The sequence below is a fragment of the Serratia grimesii genome, from assembly GCF_900186025.1.
In the GTDB taxonomy this organism is placed as follows: Bacteria; Pseudomonadota; Gammaproteobacteria; order Enterobacterales; family Enterobacteriaceae; genus Serratia; species Serratia grimesii.
Genome location: NZ_LT883155.1, coordinates 2889194 through 2907095, shown reverse-complemented (window position 1 = coordinate 2907095; position 17902 = coordinate 2889194). Strand labels below are relative to the sequence as shown.

Sequence of the window (17902 nt, the reverse complement as noted above, 5' to 3'; positions counted from 1 at the left end):
GGATGGTGGTGGGGGAAGGATTACTCGTCGTTGCACTCCTCGCCCTGTGGGCCGCGCTGAAGCGCGTTGTCTCATTGCATGAGACTCGAACCTTGTCGAAGCTTCTCATATCCTTCCCGGTAAGGGGTGATATGGATGCTGTCAGGTTTGATTTGATTTTTTGGGGTATATAAAAGGATGGTGGTGGGGGAAGGATTACTCGTCGTTGCACCCCTCGCCCTGCGGGCCGCGCTGAAGCGCGTTGTCTCATTGCATGAGACTCGAACCTTGTCGAAGCTTCTCATCCTTCCCGGTAAGGGGGGATATGGATGCTGTCAGGTTTGATTTGATTCTGGGGGGTATATAAAAAGGATGGTGGTGGGGGAAGGATTCGAACCTTCGAAGTCTGTGACGGCAGATTTACAGTCTGCTCCCTTTGGCCGCTCGGGAACCCCACCATGGTATTCATGATTTTACAAATTGTAGTTCCGGTATCATCCGGAAGAAACCTGGCCGGTTTCTTTACTGCGCCTTCACTCTAAACAGAGAGAAGATGGTGGTGGGGGAAGGATTCGAACCTTCGAAGTCTGTGACGGCAGATTTACAGTCTGCTCCCTTTGGCCGCTCGGGAACCCCACCACTGGCCTTGCTTGCGAAACATCTGTCTCGGTAAGCGGGGCGCATCATATCAAATGAAGAGCGCGTGTAAAGTATTGAAATGCAGAAAATGAATCGTTTGCCGATTTTTTACCCGTGGCGGTGCATCCCTGAACGAAAGGCACCGCTTTATTGAGCAATTACAAAATGACAGTCCGGTTACCGTAGACAAATACGCGCTGGGCCAGCACGTGATACAGCGCGCGGCTGAGCGCATTTTTCTCTACATCACGTCCAGCACGCATCATATCGTCTGCAGAATAGGTATGATCGACATGAATCACGTCCTGCATGATGATTGGGCCTTCGTCCAGGTTATCATTAACGTAGTGTGCGGTGGCTCCGATAATTTTCACTCCACGCTCATAAGCCTGATGATAAGGCCGTGCCCCGATAAAGGCTGGCAGGAATGAATGATGAATATTGATCACCTGATTCGGGTAATGTTGAACGAATGCAGGGGTTAATACGCGCATATATTTGGCCAGCACCACATAGTCCGGCTGATATTGGTCGATCTGAGCCATCATTTTTTGGTCGTGCTGATCGCGTGTCAGGCCTTCATGGCTGACCAGATGGAACGGAATATCGAAACGCTCTACCAGCGTTTGCAATGTATCATGGTTGCCGATAACCGCGGCGATCTCGACATCCAGGCCGCCGTAGGCGCTTTTCATCAGCAGATCGCCCAAGCAATGCGCCTCTTTGGTTACCAGAACTACGATGCGGCGGCGCCCGGAATTATGCAGTTCACGAACGGAACCTGCCGGCAATGCACCGTCGAGATCTGCCAACAGAGTCGTATCGTTGAAAATACCTTCCAGCTCGGTACGCATAAAGAAACGACCGGTGCGGTGATCAACAAACTCATTGTTCTGAATAATGTTGAGTTCATGCTTGTAACAGATGTTGGTGATCTTGGCGATCAGGCCTTTGGCATCCGGACAAATGGTACGCAAAACTTTTCTTTGGACATTTTGATGTGGCATGGCGATGAGGATCCTGTCTGATACTGAACGTCCTGTCTGCGCAGGCGAGCATTTTATAGTCTTCACTTTCAAACGACTGCCGAAATGGCAGCGGTCTAAAATCGATGAGTCGCAGTGGCTGCCAGTTAACGGCCGCAGCACTTTTTATATTTTTTACCTGAACCACAGGGGCAAATCGCATTTCTGCCAGGCTGGGGTTTGGTACCATCAATATAGTACCAGCGTTGTTCAAGCTGAAGAAAGCGCGAACGTTCGTGCATTGCTTTGTGTTCGCCTGTGCTGCTGTCGATGAAACGGGCAATAAACTCGACAAAACCTTCGTCGTTCTCATGGCCCTGTTTTTCTTCTACCACCGTCAGGCCGAGCCATTCGGTGTTCTTGAAGCTATCAACGATCGCATTACGCCACTCATCGGCATGACAATCGGGATGCCAGGTCGCAATTAAGTAATCGACGTTGTGATTCACATAAGCGCTAAAGCGTGAACGCATCAACTTACCGGGGGTCAGTGGCGTTTTGGTGCCATTGATGTAGGGTTCGCAGCATACGCTATACTCCAGTCCGCCGCCGCAGGGGCATAATTCTGGCAAGTTGACTCCTAAAATGGCCGGAACAAAAAGAACGGGCCGATGCTGAAAGGGATTTAGCGCATATGTTACCTAACATTATTCGATCGTGACAATCTACGCTGGCAGCAGAGTTGATACAATTCACCGGGAAGAGGCGGAATGATGCGAAAAATTAAGATTGGACTGGCATTGGGCGCGGGTTCCGCTAAAGGGTGGGCGCATATCGGCGTGATCAACGCCCTAAAGAAATTGGGTGTTGAAGTCGATATAGTAGCCGGTTGCTCAGTGGGGGCACTGGTCGGTGCTGCTTTTGCCAGCCACCGTTTGCCAGCCATGGAGACTTGGGTTCGTTCATTTAGCTATTGGGATGTGATCCGCTTGATGGATCTTTCTTGGCAGCGTGGCGGTCTGTTGCGTGGTGAGCGGGTGTTCAATGCGGTGGGGCAATTATTAGAAATCAACGATATCGCCGAGTGTTCGCTAAAGTTTGGTGCAGTGGCGACGAACCTAAGTACCGGACGAGAATTGTGGTTGACCGAAGGGGATATTCATCAAGCAGTGCGTGCGTCGTGCAGCATGCCCGGCTTGTTGGCACCGGTGTGGTTTGATGGTTATTGGCTGGTGGATGGTGCGGTAGTGAACCCTGTCCCCATTTCGTTAACTCGTGCATTGGGAGCCGATCTCGTTATTGCCGTTGACTTGCAACATGATGCGCATTTGATGCAGCAGGATTTGTTCTCTGTACGCCAGCATGACTCAGAAACTTCAGGCGATATCCCCACGGATAATTGGCGAGGACGGTTAAGAGACCGTATCAGCAAAATGACGAACAGAAAGCCTAATTTTACGCCAACAGCGATGGAAATTATGGGAACGTCGATCCAGGTATTGGAAAATAGACTGAAACGTAATCGTATGGCAGGTGACCCGCCAGATGTCTTGCTCCAACCCTATTGTCCGCAAATTTCGACGTTGGATTTCCACCGTGCCGATGAAGCGATTGCAGCGGGTAAACTGGCCGTTGAAAAACAGATTGATATGCTTTTACCGTTGATAAAAAACAAATAATTATCAGATGTTGCGGAGGTGGCCTGAGATAAGGCCCATTTCCGACAAGCAGAAATGGCCTTTTTGAGCCACTATTACACTATTGAAAGGGAAGAGGCTCGGCTGATGGCATTACCATTGACTCACAAGCGCATTTTGATCGTTGAGGACGAACTGGTTTTTCGTTCTGTGCTTGTTGGCTATTTGAAATCGTTGGGTGCGGAAACCAGTGAGGCGACCAATGGTTTGCAAGCGCTGAGTGCTGTGGACGACGTGAAGCCCGACTTAATCTTGTGCGATCTGGCGATGCCGGAAATGGACGGGATAGAGTTTGTTGAGCATCTTCGTCTACAAGGTGTGCAAATTCCGGTGCTGGTGATATCAGCCACCGATAAAATGGCGGATATCGCCAAGGTACTGCGTTTGGGTGTACAGGATGTATTGTTAAAGCCCGTTACCGATCTTAACCGCCTGCGTGAAGCTGTGTTAGGTTGTCTCTACCCCAATATGTTTACCTCCCAGGCGATTGAGGAAGCAGAGCTGCTTCAGGATTGGGATGCATTGAGTAAAAATCCTTCTGAAGCCGTAAAGTTGCTCAAGCAGTTACAGCCTCCGGTACAACAGACCATTGCTCATTGCCGCATTAATTATCGACAATTAACGACGGGCGAGAACCCTGGATTGGTGTTGGATATTGCAGCGCTGTCGGATAAGGATCTGGCGTTCTATTGTTTGGATGTAACTCGCGCAGGAGATAACGGTGTATTGGCGGCGTTGCTGTTACGCGCTTTATTTAATGGCTTGTTACAGGATCATTTAGCTAATCAGCGTCATCGGTTGCCGCAAATGACCGCATTGTTAAAGCAAGTTAATCAATTATTACGTCAAGGCAAACTGGAAGGACAATTCCCATTGTTGGTCGGTTATTATCACACCGAATATAAAAACCTGATTTTAGTCTCAGCGGGTCTTCATGCCAGTGTTAATACCGGTGATAGCCAAATTCAACTGAACAATGGGGTGCCGCTTGGCACGCTGGGTGCGACCTACATGAATCAAATCAGCCAGCATTGTGCAGCCTGGCAGTGTCAGGTTTGGGGATCTGGAGGCAGACTGCGGTTGATGCTCAGTACCGAATAACGTGATCCTCTAAAAACATTATTTGAAATACAAATATTCGATGTGCTTATTTCTTCCTCAGGCCATTGGTTGGGTAATTGTCTTAAATTTTTTCTATTTGTGCTGCGGTTAATGCCAGACACTCATAAGCTGGTATACTCCGAAGGTTTTTCATATGGCGAAAAAGCTCACAAAATGAGCAATATTAAGAGAGGAAATAATGCCTGCTGTAAATCGTAAAGTCAGAAAGGCTGTGATCCCGGTTGCAGGCTTGGGAACACGGATGTTGCCAGCGACAAAAGCCATTCCAAAAGAAATGCTGCCGCTGGTTGACAAACCCTTGATCCAATACGTTGTCAATGAATGTATTGCGGCTGGGATTAACGAGATTGTGTTGGTTACCCATTCCTCCAAGAATTCGATCGAAAACCATTTTGACACCAGTTTCGAACTTGAAGCGATGCTGGAAAAACGCGTTAAACGTCAGCTGCTGGACGAAGTGCAGTCTATTTGCCCGAAAGGTGTAACTGTTATGCAGGTACGTCAAGGGGTAGCCAAAGGGCTGGGGCACGCTATTATGTGCGCTTATCCACTGGTTGGTGACGAGCCGGTAGCCGTGATTTTGCCGGATGTGATCCTCGATGAGTACAGCGCCGATCTGAAAAAAGATAATTTGCACGAAATGTTAGAGCGGTTTGAAAAAACCGGTGTCAGCCAAATTATGGTCGAACCCGTACCTCATAAAGATGTGGGTAATTACGGCGTAGCTGATTGTAAAGGGTATGAACTGCAGCCAGGTGAAAGCACCCCGATGGTCAGCGTAGTCGAAAAACCCTCGCCGGATGAAGCCCCATCTAACTTAGCCATCGTTGGTCGCTATGTGCTTTCTGCAGGTATTTGGCCGTTACTGTCAAAAACACCTCCGGGCGCTGGCGGTGAAATCCAGCTGACCGACAGTATTGAAATGCTGATGCAGCAAGAAACGGTAGAGGCTTATCACCTAAAAGGGATTAGCCATGATTGTGGTAACAAGCTGGATTATATGAAGGCATTTGTCGAATATGGCATGCGCCATGCCGGGCTGGGACAAGAGTTTTCGCAGTGGTTGAGCCAATTGTTGGCCGCTGATAAGAAATAATTTATTTATCTTTCATCTTAATTTGAAAAACTAGGATTTTCCCATGAAAGTAACAGTTTTTGGTATTGGCTATGTTGGTCTGGTACAGGCAGCGGTGCTGGCTGAGGTTGGCCATGACGTTATGTGTATTGATATTGACGAACGTAAAGTCGAAAACCTGAAGAAAGGGAACATCCCTATTTTTGAACCCGGCCTGACGCCGTTGGTGCAACAAAACTATGAAGCTGGCCGTCTGCAGTTCACCACCGATGCGAAAGCAGGTGTTGCGCATGGTAGCATTCAGTTCATTGCTGTAGGTACGCCACCGGACGAAGACGGTTCTGCCGATTTGAAATATGTGACGGCTGTAGCACGTACCATTGCGGAACACATGACCGAGCACAAAGTGGTGATCGACAAATCTACCGTGCCGGTAGGTACTGCAGATAAAGTCCGCCAGGTTATGCAAGAAACGTTGCAGAAACGCGGTAGCTCTGTACCTTTCGACGTGGTTTCCAATCCGGAGTTTTTGAAAGAAGGTGCGGCAGTCGCGGACTGCATGCGTCCGGAACGTATCGTTATTGGTACCGATAACATGGATGTGATCGAACCTATTCGTGAGCTGTATGAGCCGTTTAACCGTAATCATGATCGCATGATTATGATGGATATTCGCAGTGCTGAGCTGACCAAGTACGCGGCCAACTGCATGTTGGCAACCAAAATCAGCTTTATGAACGAAATGTCTAACCTGGCCGAAATGTTGGGTGCGGATATTGAGAAAGTGCGCCAGGGTATCGGTTCTGATTCCCGCATTGGCTACCACTTTATCTACCCAGGATGCGGCTACGGCGGTTCTTGCTTCCCGAAAGACGTCCAGGCACTGATCCGCACTGCGGAGCATATCGGTTACCAACCAAAACTGTTGCAGGCTGTTGAGCAGGTTAACTACCAACAGAAATATAAGCTGACCAAGTTTATTAAGCATCACTTTGGTGAAGACTTAAAAGGCAAAACTTTTGCACTATGGGGTTTGGCATTCAAGCCAAATACTGACGATATGCGTGAAGCCTCCAGCCGTGTTCTGATGGAGCAACTGTGGGAAGCCGGTGCCACCGTCCAGGCCTACGATCCTGAAGCGATGAACGAAGTGCAGCGCATTTATGGTCAGCGTGATGACCTGAAGCTGGTAGGCACCAAAGAAGCGGCGCTACATGGTGCTGACGCGCTGGTTATTTGCACTGAATGGCAAAACTTCCGTGCACCTGATTTCGACATAATTAAAAGCGCGCTAAAGCAACCGGTGATCTTTGATGGTCGCAATCTGTTTGATCCAGAGCGTTTGGAAAACCGTGGCTTTACTTATTATGCGATCGGTCGCGGTGCATCCATTCAGCCGGTTATTTAAGGTATATATATGAAATTCCTGGTTACAGGTGCGGCAGGATTTATTGGTTATCACGCTGCTGAGCGTCTGTTGGCCGCTGGGCATCAGGTTGTCGGCATCGACAACCTGAATGATTATTACGATGTGGGTCTGAAAATGGCCCGCCTTGACCTGCTTGCGAATAAGCCTGCTTTTCAGTTTATTAAACTGGATTTGGCCGATCGTGAAGGTATGGCAAAGTTGTTTGCCGAGCATAAATTTCAGCGAGTGATTCATCTGGGTGCGCAAGCCGGGGTGCGTTATTCGCTGGAAAATCCGTTGGCGTACGCGGACGCGAATCTTATCGGGCATGTAAATGTGTTGGAAGGGTGTCGCCACAATAAAGTCGAGCATTTGTTATATGCTTCTTCCAGTTCGGTATATGGCCTCAATCGTAAGCTACCATTTGCAACCGAAGATTCTGTCGATCATCCGATCTCATTGTACGCGGCAACTAAAAAAGCCAATGAGCTGATGTCACACAGCTACTCCCACTTATATGGTCTGCCTACCACTGGCTTGCGTTTCTTTACCGTATATGGTCCGTGGGGGCGCCCAGATATGGCGCTGTTTAAATTTACTAAAGCCATATTGGCTGGTGAAAGTATCGATGTATATAACCACGGGGAGATGCACCGTGACTTTACCTACATCGACGATATCTCAGAGGCTATTGTTCGGTTGCAGGCTGTTATTCCTCAGCCAAATCCAGCCTGGACAGTTGAACAGGGCTCACCGGCAACCAGTTCCGCGCCGTATCATGTCTATAATATCGGCAATAGCACGCCCGTGAAGCTGATGGAATATATCAAGGCACTGGAGCAGGCATTAGGGATCGAAGCACGCAAGAATATGTTGCCAATGCAACCTGGCGATGTGCTAGATACCAGTGCTGATACTGCGGAGCTCTATCGTGTGATAGGGTTTAAGCCGGAAACCAGTGTTGAAGAAGGCGTGAAACGCTTTGTTGAATGGTATAAGTCATTTTATAACGCTCAGTAATTGAGCTGTGCGTAAAATGCTATAAGGGGCTTTGGCCCCTTTTTTATGCTTCAGGAAAGGCAGGGTGGCAGTCTGGGAAGTGAATGAAAGAGACGGTCTACTTCAGATTATTGTGTAAAACCGAGTTTGTATAATCTAGCTTTCCGGGAATTAGACATAACAAAAAGGCTCCCTGAGGAGCCTTTTTAACATGCAGCGAAATGCTATTACAGCAGGAAATCGTCCAGGGATTTACCTTGCTCTTCGATAGCTTTCTTAATCACTGCTGGGGTACGGCCCTGGCCGGTCCAGGTTTTCAGTTCACCGTTTTCGTCTTTATATTGGTATTTGGCCGGACGTGCTGCACGTTTAGCTTTACCTGCTGCTTTAGTTGCAGCCATAGTTTGCAGCAGTTCATTTGGATCAATACCGTCAGCAATCAGCATTTCACGATATTGCTGCAGTTTGCGGGTGCGTTCTTCAACTTCTGCTTGAGCCTGGCTGTCTTCTTCGCGACGTTCGTTCACAACAACTTCCAGTTTTTCAAGCATCTCTTCCAGCGTTTCCAGGCTGCATTCTCTTGCCTGTGCGCGTAGAGTACGGATGTTGTTCAAAATCTTTAATGCTTCGCTCATTGTCCTAGTCTCAAATTATATTGGTGGGGGCGTCTGGATAATAATAGAGTGCTCTTTTCTTTTCTGCAATAGACAAATTGAAAGGAACGCTCAAATTCATCTTTTAAAAAGGTGTAATCAGAACTCTCTGGCAAATATAAGGAGGAGACATAAGTATTACAAGCTCAATTTTTAAGTCAAATTTTCAACAGTGCCGGTATGATTACCGCGCCAGAAGGGCATTCATGGCTAAGTTATAATTGTGTTTTATATCAATATTACGATGAGTTTTGTGGGTTAAATCACGCGCTTTAGTATGCAAACACTGTAAACAATGGGGGTATACGAGTAAAGATAACGTCAAGAACTGTGTTGTTAGCTTTTTTATGCCATTAAATACGCTGGGGTACTGTCAGCAGGCGTTAATAGATTTAATCCTTTACCAACCAGGAGTCATGCTGGTGGTTTCTCTTTTCTGATTGACGATTAATGCCTGATGCTAATCATTAGCAGTAATTAAATGTGATGACAGACAGGGATCGTCCTGTAAATAGATGTAAAAGCGCAGTGGTGCAGAATGGAATGTTTCATTTGAAAGTTTGGTATTCGTTTGACTGGGATATTGATTAAACCGAAGGGGTGAGCAGGGTGGCAGGTTATGGTACACTTGGCTGCTGAATCAGTGTCTGAATATTTCTTATACCATTGGAGTCGCGGGCCCATGGCTCAACTTTATTTTTATTACTCTGCTATGAACGCAGGGAAATCTACTGCGTTGTTACAATCTTCATATAATTATCAAGAACGTGGTATGCGTACACTGGTGTTTACTGCCGAAATAGACCACCGTTTCGGTGTCGGCAAGGTTAGCTCGCGGATCGGTCTGTCATCGCAGGCACAGCTCTATAATAATGAGTCGATGCTGTATGCGATGATCGCGCAGGAACATCAACAGCAGCCCGTACACTGCGTCTTGTTGGATGAAAGCCAGTTCTTGACGAAGGAACAGGTCGAGCAACTGTGCGATGTTGTGGACCAACTGGATATTCCGGTTCTGTGTTATGGCTTGCGTACCGACTTTTTGGGTGAGTTGTTCATCGGCAGTCAATACTTGCTGGCCTGGGCGGATAAACTAGTGGAATTGAAAACCATCTGCCACTGTGGGCGTAAGGCGAACATGGTACTGCGGCTGGATGAAAGTGGGCAGGCGATGCATACCGGTGAGCAGGTCGTGATAGGCGGTAACGAGAGCTACGTCTCCGTTTGCCGTAAGCATTACAAGGAAGCGCTACAGGCATTAGAGTAACATCTGGATGCTGTAGAGCGCCTTCTGGCAGCACTTTAGTGCGACGGTATTGCCAGGTAGTTTGAAGTACAGCGTAAGAGAAAAAAAACCGCCTTTCGGCGGTTTTTTTGCTGGTTTAATTAACCGTTATTTTTTGGTCTTCTTTTCTGCTTTAGCCGCAACGGGTGCCGCCAAAACTTCTTCATCAACCGCTTCACTGAACTTACGTCCGTAGAAGGTATCCAGCATGATTTGCTTCAGTTCGGCAATCAGCGGGTAACGTGGGTTGGCACCGGTACATTGGTCGTCAAAGGCGTCTTCAGACAGTTTGTCGACCTTAGCAAGGAAGTCAGCTTCTGTCACACCGGCTTCGCGGATTGATGCCGGGATACCCAGTTCAGCTTTGATCTCGTCCAGCCAGGTCAGCAGCTTCTCGATTTTCTGTGCGGTACGGTCACCCGGTGCACTCAAGCCGAGATGGTCGGCGATTTCTGCGTAGCGACGACGTGCCTGAGGGCGGTCGTACTGGCTGAAAGCCGTTTGCTTGGTTGGATTGTCGTTCGCGTTGTAGCGAATAACGTTGGAGATCAGCATGGCGTTAGCCAGACCATGTGGGATATGGAACTCAGAGCCCAGTTTGTGGGCCATTGAGTGGCAAACCCCGAGGAAGGCGTTGGCGAATGCGATGCCGGCAATGGTTGCAGCATTGTGCACACGCTCACGGGCGACTGGATTCTTGGCACCTTCTTTGTAGCTGGCTGGCAGGTATTCTTTCAGCAATTTCAACGCTTGCAGCGCTTGGCCATCAGAGTATTCGTTCGCCAGTACTGAAACATACGCTTCCAGTGCGTGGGTCACCGCATCCAGGCCGCCAAAGGCGCACAGGGATTTCGGCATATTCATAACCAGGTTAGCGTCAACGATGGCCATGTCTGGTGTCAGTGCATAGTCAGCCAGTGGGTATTTCTGGCCAGTAACGTCGTCGGTCACTACTGCAAATGGCGTTACTTCTGAACCGGTACCTGAGGTGGTGGTCACGGCGATCATTTTCGCTTTGACGCCCATTTTCGGGAACTTGTAGATACGTTTACGGATGTCCATAAAGCGCAGCGCCAGGTCTTCGAAATGGGTTTCAGGATGTTCGTACAGTACCCACATGATCTTCGCCGCATCCATCGGTGAACCGCCGCCTAACGCGATGATCACATCAGGTTTGAAGGAGTTCATCTGTTCAGCGCCTTTGCGCACGATGGACAGTGTTGGATCTGCTTCAACTTCAAAGAACACTTCTGTTTCAATGCCGTGTGACTTAAGAACAGAGGTGATCTGGTCAGCATAGCCATTATTGAACAGGTAGCGGTCGGTCACAATGAAGGCGCGTTTTGCCCCGTCGGTCGCTACTTCTTCCAGCGCGATAGGCAATGAGCCACGGCGGAAGTAGATTGATTTCGGAAGTTTATGCCACAACATGTTTTCTGCTCGCTTCGCTACAGTTTTCTTGTTGATCAGGTGTTTTGGACCGACGTTTTCAGAGATGGAGTTACCGCCCCAGGAACCGCAGCCCAGCGTCAGAGACGGAGCGAGTTTAAAGTTGTACAGGTCACCGATACCACCCTGAGATGCCGGGGTGTTGATCAGGATTCGCGCGGTTTTCATCTTGTCGCCGAAGAAGGCAACGCGTTCCGGCTGGTTATCCTGGTCGGTGTACAGACAAGAGGTGTGGCCGATACCGCCCATGGCAACCAGTTTCTCTGCTTTGCTGACGGCGTCAGCAAAGTCTTTAGCGCGATACATGGCCAGTGTAGGGGACAGTTTTTCGTGAGCGAAAGGTTCTGTTTCATCAACAAGTTTCACTTCACCGATCAGAACCTTGGTACTTGCCGGCACTTTAATGCCAGCCATCTCAGCGATCTTCGGCGCTGACTGACCAACGATAGCTGCGTTCAGGCCACCGTTTTTCAGGATGATGTCTTGTACGGCTTTCAGCTCTTTACCCTGTAGCATGTAGCCACCGTGGGTAGCGAAACGTTCGCGCACTGCATCATAGATTGAATCAACCACAATGACAGATTGCTCAGAGGCGCAAATAACACCGCTGTCGAAGGTTTTAGACATCAGAATTGAGGCAACGACACGCTTAATATCTGCAGTTTCGTCAACCACTACAGGGGTGTTACCTGCACCAACGCCGATTGCCGGTTTGCCGGAGCTGTAGGCGGCTTTCACCATGCCTGGACCACCGGTTGCGAGGATCAGGTTGATGTCAGGGTGGTGCATCAATTGATTGGACAGTTCAACGGTAGGTTGGTCGATCCAGCCTACGATGTCTTTTGGCGCCCCGGCAGCAATCGCTGCCTGCAGCACGATATCTGCGGCCTTATTGGTCGCGTTTTTCGCACGTGGGTGTGGGGAGAAGATAATGCCGTTACGGGTTTTCAGGCTGATTAACGCTTTGAAAATGGCCGTAGAAGTTGGGTTGGTGGTTGGCACGATACCGCAAATCAGGCCAATAGGCTCTGCAATGGTGATGGTACCGAAAGTATGGTCTTCGGCCAGAATGCCGCAGGTTTTTTCATCTTTATAGGCGTTGTAGATAAATTCTGATGCGAAGTGGTTCTTGATCACTTTATCTTCAACGATACCCATACCGGATTCTTCGACGGCCAATTTGGCCAAAGGAATACGGGCATCGGCAGCGGCGAGGGCAGCAGCGCGGAAAATCTTATCAACTTGCTCTTGAGTGAAGTTGGCATATTCGCGCTGGGCTTTTTTGACTCGTGCAACTAGCTCGTTCAGTTCAGCGACATTTGTTACAGCCATAATGCTCTCCTGATAATGTTAAACTCTTTCAGTAAATCAGCCGTGCGAGCCACTAGTATAGACAGAATGATGGAAAATGCTGTTTTAAAAACAAAGGCTTTCCACCTTTTTGTGTCGCATGCTGCTGATTTGCTTAAAGAGCTTTACCCGATGCTTCAGCAGGAGAAGACAGCGGGCCGAACAGAGATGCCACTTTTTCCTTAACCTGTTCTACTCCCTGACTACGACTAAGAGCTTAACTACTCTTGGTTAGTGATTTTGTGATTTAAATCATAAAAAACGCAAGCTGACACCATTCAGCTGTGGTTTTTGAGAATTATTCTTGATAACTGCGATGACAGGCACTTTTTCAACATAAAAAATCATAAACCGTACATTGCTTTAACAATGGCGAATTATTTTATCAGTGCGGATATGAATAGATAAAAATCCCGCTCACGACCAATGGATTACCCGTGGTAATTCCATTACATTAGCGCGCGTAGGCAGTGTCACTTTTTAGAGCTATTAAAGCGGAGTCATTTGTGGGCCAATCTCTGTTGGATTTTTCCGGCTTCATTAAATTTTTTGTCGGCCTGTTTGCGCTGGTGAACCCGGTGGGAATTTTGCCGGTGTTTATTAGCATGACCAGCTACCAAGCGGCGGCAGGGCGCAATAAAACAAACCTGACGGCTAACTTGTCGGTCGCCATTATCCTGTGGACCTCTCTCTTTTTGGGGGAAGGGATTTTGCGCATGTTCGGTATCTCTATTGATTCGTTCCGAATTGCCGGCGGTATCCTGGTGGTGACCATTGCGATGTCGATGATCAGTGGGAAGCTGGGTGAGGACAAACAGAATAAACAAGAGAAGTCAGAGAGCGCGATCCGTGAAAGTATTGGTGTCGTACCGCTGGCGTTGCCACTGATGGCGGGGCCGGGTGCTATCAGCTCTACGATCGTCTGGAGTTCTCGCTACCACAGCTGGCAAAACCTGTTGGGGTTTACTCTGGCTATTGCGTTGTTCGCTTTCTGTTGTTGGTTGTTGTTCCGTGCCGCTCCATTATTGGTGCGTTTATTGGGGCAAACCGGCATTAACGTGATCACCCGAATCATGGGGTTGCTGCTGATGGCATTGGGGATTGAGTTTATCGTTACCGGAATCAAGGCCATTTTCCCTGGACTGCTGTAATCTGCTCGCTGAGCCACGAACAGTATTATTCGTGGCTCAAATTATTTTTAAAAATTAAAATCAATTATTGGTTCGCATTAATATAGTGCGCAATATGAATGAATTCTATTCAGTGTGCACCACAATGTGGCATAAATCTCAATTTGTTGTTCAATAAAACCCCTAAGCGCTGTTTTCAGCCTTTATCTCCCGCCGTTATTGCCCTTTTTTGCCTTCTGAATATAAAATCTGCTGTTAATTTAATCACATCATTCTGTAGGGCTTGTCTCGCTTTCATCCAGGTGTTATTAGTGATTAACCGCACATAAGCAGATGTTTGTTCTTTGAAGTTCGACTTTGTTAACTGAATGTTTCTTTGCTTGGCGCGTTGGTTTGCTGTGCATGGCTTTTACTGTTTTGTTCTTATTTTTTGTGATAAAAATCATGTTGTTATTGCTTGGCCTCATCTCTTGCTCGTCAGGGGGGAAGATCGTGCCTGATGCAATAAAAGAGAATTGCTTAACATTTCTGTAAAAATTATTGGCTATGGAATTTGCCTTCTGCTAATTTCCGAGCAACTTTCTACGCGTAATTAACCGTATCGCGTCGTCAAAGTGGGAATGATTTTTGCTGGTGCCTGTTATTTAGAATTCTTATAAATACTTCACGAATATCGATAAGCAATGCTTGTTGGTGAAAAGGAGCCTCGACCATGCAGCAAACCCGAAAGCGTACTCCATTGGCTATGTTCATTGCCGGTTTGCTGAGTGTCAGCGCCGTTTATTCTGCTCAGGCGGTCGATGTTCCGGCTGGAGTGCAATTGGCAGAGCAGCAGAGCATTGTAATTAACAACGGCACGGAAGTGGCTTCATTGGATCCGCATAAGGTCGAGGGAATACCAGAAAGTAATATTATTCTTAACCTGTTGGAAGGGCTGGTCAGCACCGATGCTAATGGGCACGTGGTGCCGGCGGCGGCGGCCCAGTGGGAAAACCAGGATTTCAAAACCTGGACTTTCCACCTGCGTCCCGACGCGGTATGGAGTGATGGTTCGCCAGTTACCGCGCAGGACTTTGTCTATAGCTGGCAGCGCCTGGCCGATCCGAAAACTGGCTCGCCCTACGCCAGCTATCTGCAGTACGCCAAGATTGAAAATATCGACGATATCCTGACCGGGAAAAAAAGTCCGCAGACTCTCGGTATTAAAGCTATCGATGATAAAACGTTGCAGGTATCCCTGAGTGAGCCGGTGCCTTACTTTATTAGTATGCTGAGCCATACTTCGCTGAAACCAGTAAAACGTTCGGTCGTCGAGAAGTTTGGCGACAAATGGACGCTGCCTACGAACTATGTCGGTAATGGCGCTTACCGTTTGAACGAGTGGGTGGTGAATGAGCGAATTGTGCTTGAACGCAGCCCGAGCTACTGGAACAACAAGAAAACAATCATCGATAAGGCAACGTTCTTGCCAATTACTTCAGAGGTCAGTGATGTCAACCGCTTCCGCAGCGGTGAAATTGATATCACCAACAGCGCCATCCCACCGAATCTGTTCGCGAAGATGAAGAAAGAGATCCCTGAGCAACTGCACGTTAACCCTTATCTGTGCACCTTTTATTACGAGATCAACAACCAGCGTGCACCCTTTACCGATCCGCGGGTGCGTGCTGCAGTGAAACTGACGCTGGATCGCGACATCATCGCTAACAAAATCATGGGGCAGGGTCAGATTCCGGCCTACAGCTTTACGCCAACCTTTACGGAGGGCGCCAAATTCACTGCGCCAGAATGGGCAGGTTGGAGCCAGGAACAGCGCAATACAGAGGCGAAAAAACTGTTAGCCGAGGCAGGCTTCAACGCGGCAAATCCGTTGAAATTCACCTTGCTGTACAACACCTCTGACCAAAATAAACAGCAGGCGATCGCTGCGGCGTCAATGTGGAAGAAAAACCTAGGTGCAGATGTCACGCTGCGTAATCAGGAGTGGAAAACTTCTCTTGAAAGCCGCCATCAGGGGCAATATGACGTGGCGCGGGCCACTTGGTGCGGTGATTATAACGAGCCAAGCGCTTTCCTTAATCTGGTGCTCTCCAACAGCAGCATCAACACTATTTTCTACAAGAGCCCAGCGTTTGACGCCATCATGGCCAGCACGCTAAAAGCGCCGGATGAGGCTGCGCGTGCAGCCTTGTATCAGCAGGCGGAGGCTCAGTTGGATAAAGACTCGGCGCTGATCCCGGTGTATTACCGCGTCAGTGCGCGCCTGATCAGACCGTCGGTGGGAGGCTTTACCGGTAAAGACCCATTGGATTACACCGATGTGAAAAACCTGTACATCATCAAGCAGTAACGAGGGGTATTACGTCACGCTAACAAGGGTGAGTAATACAGGGAAGGCCAACTGCCGTATTCGTTCCTCGGCAGTCGGTTTAACAAGGTCCGCTCACGGGCAACGCAGGCTCCACGACGAGCCTGTGATAATAAAAACTGGAGTATACACATGACCAACATCACGAAAAAAACCATCCTTGCAGTCGGCATCATTGCCGCTCTGGGCATCACAGCAACCGGAAGTGCTTTTGCGGCCGTCGTGCCAGCGGGCGTGCAACTGGCGGACAAGCAAGAAATCGTTAAAAACAATGGCTCGGAAGTACAGTCCCTGGATCCGCACAAAATTGAAGGCGTACCAGAAAACAACGTAACGCGTGACCTGATGGAAGGTTTGGCCAACAACGGTCCAGATGGTTCTATCGTTCCTGGTGTAGCGGAAAGCTGGGATAACAAAGATTTTAAAGTGTGGACCTTCCATCTGCGTAAAGACGCAAAATGGTCGAATGGCAAGCCGGTAACGGCACAAGATTTCGTGTATAGCTGGCAGCGCGTTGTTGATCCGAAAACGGCTTCCCCTTATGCCAGCTATCTGCAATATGCTCACGTAGAAAACGTGGATGACATCATCGCCGGCAAGAAAGATAAATCAACGCTGGGCGTAAAAGCCATCGACGATCACACCTTCCAGGTCACCCTGACCGAGCCGGTGCCTTACTTGGTTGAAATGACCCCACACTATGCGATGAAGCCAGTGTTTAAAGAGGCAGTCGAGAAGTTTGGTGAGAAGTGGACCCTGCCACAAAACTACGTCAGCAATGGCGCTTATAAATTAAAAGATTGGATTGTTAACGAACGTATCGTCCTGGAACGTAACCCGGAATATTGGGATAACGCGAAAACCATCATTAATAAAGTCACGTTCCTGCCTATTTCATCGGAAGTTACCGATGTGAACCGCTACCGCACTGGCGAAATCGACATGACCTATAACAACATGCCGATTGAACTGTTCCAGAAATTGAAGAAAGAGATCCCGAAAGAAGTTCACGTCGATCCGTACCTGTGTACTTATTATTATGAAATTAACAACCAGAAAGCGCCGTTTACCGATCAACGTGTACGTGAAGCACTGAAGTTGGGTCTGGATCGCGACATTATCACCAATAAAGTGAAAAACCAGGGTGACCTGCCAGCTTACAGCTTCACACCACCTTACACTGATGGCGCTAAATTGACGCCACCGGAGTGGTTCGGTTGGACGCAGGAAAAACGTAACGAAGTTGCGAAAAAGCTGTTGGCTGAAGCGGGTTACGGCCCAGACAAACCACTGACGTTCTCTCTGCTGTATAACACCTCTGATCTGCACAAAAAGTTGGCGATTGCAGCTGCATCTATCTGGAAGAAAAATCTGGGTGTAGATGTGAAACTGGTGAATCAGGAGTGGAAAACCTTCCTGGATACTCGCCATCAGGGTACCTATGATGTCGCGCGTGCTGGCTGGTGTGCTGACTACAACGAACCAAGTTCGTTCCTGAACATGATGTTGTCTGACAGCAGCAGTAACACCCCGCACTATAAGAGCGCGGAGTTCGACAAGCTGATGGCGAACGTGCTGACAGCGAAAACTAAAGAAGAACGTGCAGAACTGTACCAAAAAGCTGAAGTTCAGTTGGATAAAGACTCAGCGATTGTGCCGGTGTATTACTATGTGAATGCCCGTCTGGTGAAACCTTATGTTGGGGGTTATACCGGTAAAGACCCACTTGATAACGTGTACGACAAAAACCTGTACATCATCAAGCATTGATACGGTAAGTACC

13 protein-coding genes, 2 tRNA genes and 2 other RNA genes are annotated in these 17902 nt (G+C 48.4%); 9 read left to right on the top strand and 8 right to left on the bottom strand.

Annotated features, from left to right (window positions below):
• Positions 1–3: 3 nt before the first annotated feature.
• From SGBXF1_RS13680 to SGBXF1_RS13655, 6 genes are all read right to left on the bottom strand, one after another.
• A non-coding RNA gene (locus tag SGBXF1_RS13680) (RtT sRNA) lies at positions 4–132 on the bottom strand.
• A gap of 46 nt (positions 133–178) precedes the next feature.
• Positions 179–305: non-coding RNA, RtT sRNA (locus SGBXF1_RS13675), on the bottom strand.
• A gap of 47 nt (positions 306–352) precedes the next feature.
• Positions 353–437, bottom strand: a tRNA-Tyr gene (locus tag SGBXF1_RS13670).
• A 96-nt stretch (positions 438–533) separates the two neighbouring features.
• Positions 534–618, bottom strand: a tRNA-Tyr gene (locus tag SGBXF1_RS13665).
• A gap of 158 nt (positions 619–776) precedes the next feature.
• The gene (gene purU, locus SGBXF1_RS13660) at positions 777–1625 is read right to left on the bottom strand and encodes a formyltetrahydrofolate deformylase (RefSeq protein WP_037425687.1); all 849 of its coding nucleotides are present in this window, start codon (positions 1623–1625) and stop codon (positions 777–779) included.
• A 125-nt stretch (positions 1626–1750) separates the two neighbouring features.
• Positions 1751–2215 (bottom strand): YchJ family protein, encoded by a 465-nt coding sequence (locus SGBXF1_RS13655; RefSeq protein WP_186426997.1) that lies wholly within the window; start codon positions 2213–2215, stop codon positions 1751–1753.
• A gap of 141 nt (positions 2216–2356) precedes the next feature.
• On the opposite strand from SGBXF1_RS13655, the gene rssA reads away from it, so the two are divergent.
• The 5 genes from rssA (at position 2357) to SGBXF1_RS13630 (ending at position 7905) form a co-directional block, all read left to right on the top strand.
• The gene (gene rssA, locus SGBXF1_RS13650; RefSeq protein WP_084797499.1) at positions 2357–3262 is read left to right on the top strand and encodes a patatin-like phospholipase RssA; all 906 of its coding nucleotides are present in this window, start codon (positions 2357–2359) and stop codon (positions 3260–3262) included.
• A gap of 105 nt (positions 3263–3367) precedes the next feature.
• Positions 3368–4381 (top strand): two-component system response regulator RssB, encoded by a 1014-nt coding sequence (rssB, locus tag SGBXF1_RS13645; protein ID WP_186426996.1) that lies wholly within the window; start codon positions 3368–3370, stop codon positions 4379–4381.
• A 199-nt stretch (positions 4382–4580) separates the two neighbouring features.
• A complete protein-coding gene (gene galU, locus SGBXF1_RS13640; protein WP_186426995.1) occupies positions 4581–5498 on the top strand; it encodes a UTP--glucose-1-phosphate uridylyltransferase GalU in 918 nt (305 codons plus the stop codon).
• Between the two features lie 43 nt (positions 5499–5541).
• Positions 5542–6885 (top strand): UDP-glucose dehydrogenase family protein, encoded by a 1344-nt coding sequence (locus tag SGBXF1_RS13635; protein WP_037425699.1) that lies wholly within the window; start codon positions 5542–5544, stop codon positions 6883–6885.
• A gap of 9 nt (positions 6886–6894) precedes the next feature.
• On the top strand, positions 6895–7905 hold the full coding sequence (locus SGBXF1_RS13630) for an NAD-dependent epimerase (RefSeq protein ID WP_186426994.1): 1011 nt from the start codon (positions 6895–6897) through the stop codon (positions 7903–7905).
• A 206-nt stretch (positions 7906–8111) separates the two neighbouring features.
• On the opposite strand, the gene hns is transcribed toward SGBXF1_RS13630, so the two are convergent.
• Entirely contained in the window at positions 8112–8519 is a 408-nt protein-coding gene (gene hns / locus SGBXF1_RS13625; RefSeq protein ID WP_006321188.1) for a histone-like nucleoid-structuring protein H-NS, read from the bottom strand.
• A gap of 700 nt (positions 8520–9219) precedes the next feature.
• Between hns and SGBXF1_RS13620 the strand changes: the two genes are divergently transcribed.
• On the top strand, positions 9220–9804 hold the full coding sequence (locus SGBXF1_RS13620) for a thymidine kinase (RefSeq protein ID WP_061806405.1): 585 nt from the start codon (positions 9220–9222) through the stop codon (positions 9802–9804).
• Positions 9805–9930: 126 nt separating this feature from the next.
• Here the strand turns inward: SGBXF1_RS13620 and adhE are convergent, their stop codons facing one another.
• A complete protein-coding gene (gene adhE, locus SGBXF1_RS13615) occupies positions 9931–12603 on the bottom strand; it encodes a bifunctional acetaldehyde-CoA/alcohol dehydrogenase (RefSeq protein ID WP_186426993.1) in 2673 nt (890 codons plus the stop codon).
• 524 nt (positions 12604–13127) lie between these two features.
• Between adhE and SGBXF1_RS13610 the strand changes: the two genes are divergently transcribed.
• From SGBXF1_RS13610 to oppA, 3 genes are all read left to right on the top strand, one after another.
• Positions 13128–13772: a YchE family NAAT transporter gene (locus tag SGBXF1_RS13610; RefSeq protein WP_037425714.1), complete on the top strand. Its 645-nt coding sequence runs from the start codon at positions 13128–13130 to the stop codon at positions 13770–13772.
• A gap of 691 nt (positions 13773–14463) precedes the next feature.
• Positions 14464–16101 carry an ABC transporter substrate-binding protein gene (locus SGBXF1_RS13605; RefSeq protein WP_130380972.1) on the top strand — a complete coding sequence of 546 codons (1638 nt, stop codon included), beginning with the start codon at positions 14464–14466 and terminating at the stop codon, positions 16099–16101.
• Positions 16102–16251: 150 nt separating this feature from the next.
• Positions 16252–17889, top strand: coding sequence for an oligopeptide ABC transporter substrate-binding protein OppA (gene oppA / locus SGBXF1_RS13600; protein ID WP_037425717.1), 1638 nt, complete (start codon positions 16252–16254; stop codon positions 17887–17889).
• Positions 17890–17902 lie beyond the last annotated feature (13 nt).

Excerpts from the sequence above, each read along its gene's own strand:
- purU (WP_037425687.1), bottom strand. The coding sequence starts at position 1,625 with ATGCCACATCAAAATGTCCAAAGAAAAGTTTTGCGTACCATTTGTCCG.
- rssA (WP_084797499.1), top strand. The coding sequence starts at position 2,357 with ATGCGAAAAATTAAGATTGGACTGGCATTGGGCGCGGGTTCCGCTAAA.
- rssB (WP_186426996.1), top strand. The coding sequence starts at position 3,368 with ATGGCATTACCATTGACTCACAAGCGCATTTTGATCGTTGAGGACGAA.
- galU (WP_186426995.1), top strand. The coding sequence starts at position 4,581 with ATGCCTGCTGTAAATCGTAAAGTCAGAAAGGCTGTGATCCCGGTTGCA.
- SGBXF1_RS13635 (WP_037425699.1), top strand. The coding sequence starts at position 5,542 with ATGAAAGTAACAGTTTTTGGTATTGGCTATGTTGGTCTGGTACAGGCA.
- SGBXF1_RS13630 (WP_186426994.1), top strand. The coding sequence starts at position 6,895 with ATGAAATTCCTGGTTACAGGTGCGGCAGGATTTATTGGTTATCACGCT.
- hns (WP_006321188.1), bottom strand. The coding sequence starts at position 8,519 with ATGAGCGAAGCATTAAAGATTTTGAACAACATCCGTACTCTACGCGCA.
- SGBXF1_RS13620 (WP_061806405.1), top strand. The coding sequence starts at position 9,220 with ATGGCTCAACTTTATTTTTATTACTCTGCTATGAACGCAGGGAAATCT.
- adhE (WP_186426993.1), bottom strand. The coding sequence starts at position 12,603 with ATGGCTGTAACAAATGTCGCTGAACTGAACGAGCTAGTTGCACGAGTC.
- SGBXF1_RS13605 (WP_130380972.1), top strand. The coding sequence starts at position 14,464 with ATGCAGCAAACCCGAAAGCGTACTCCATTGGCTATGTTCATTGCCGGT.
- oppA (WP_037425717.1), top strand. The coding sequence starts at position 16,252 with ATGACCAACATCACGAAAAAAACCATCCTTGCAGTCGGCATCATTGCC.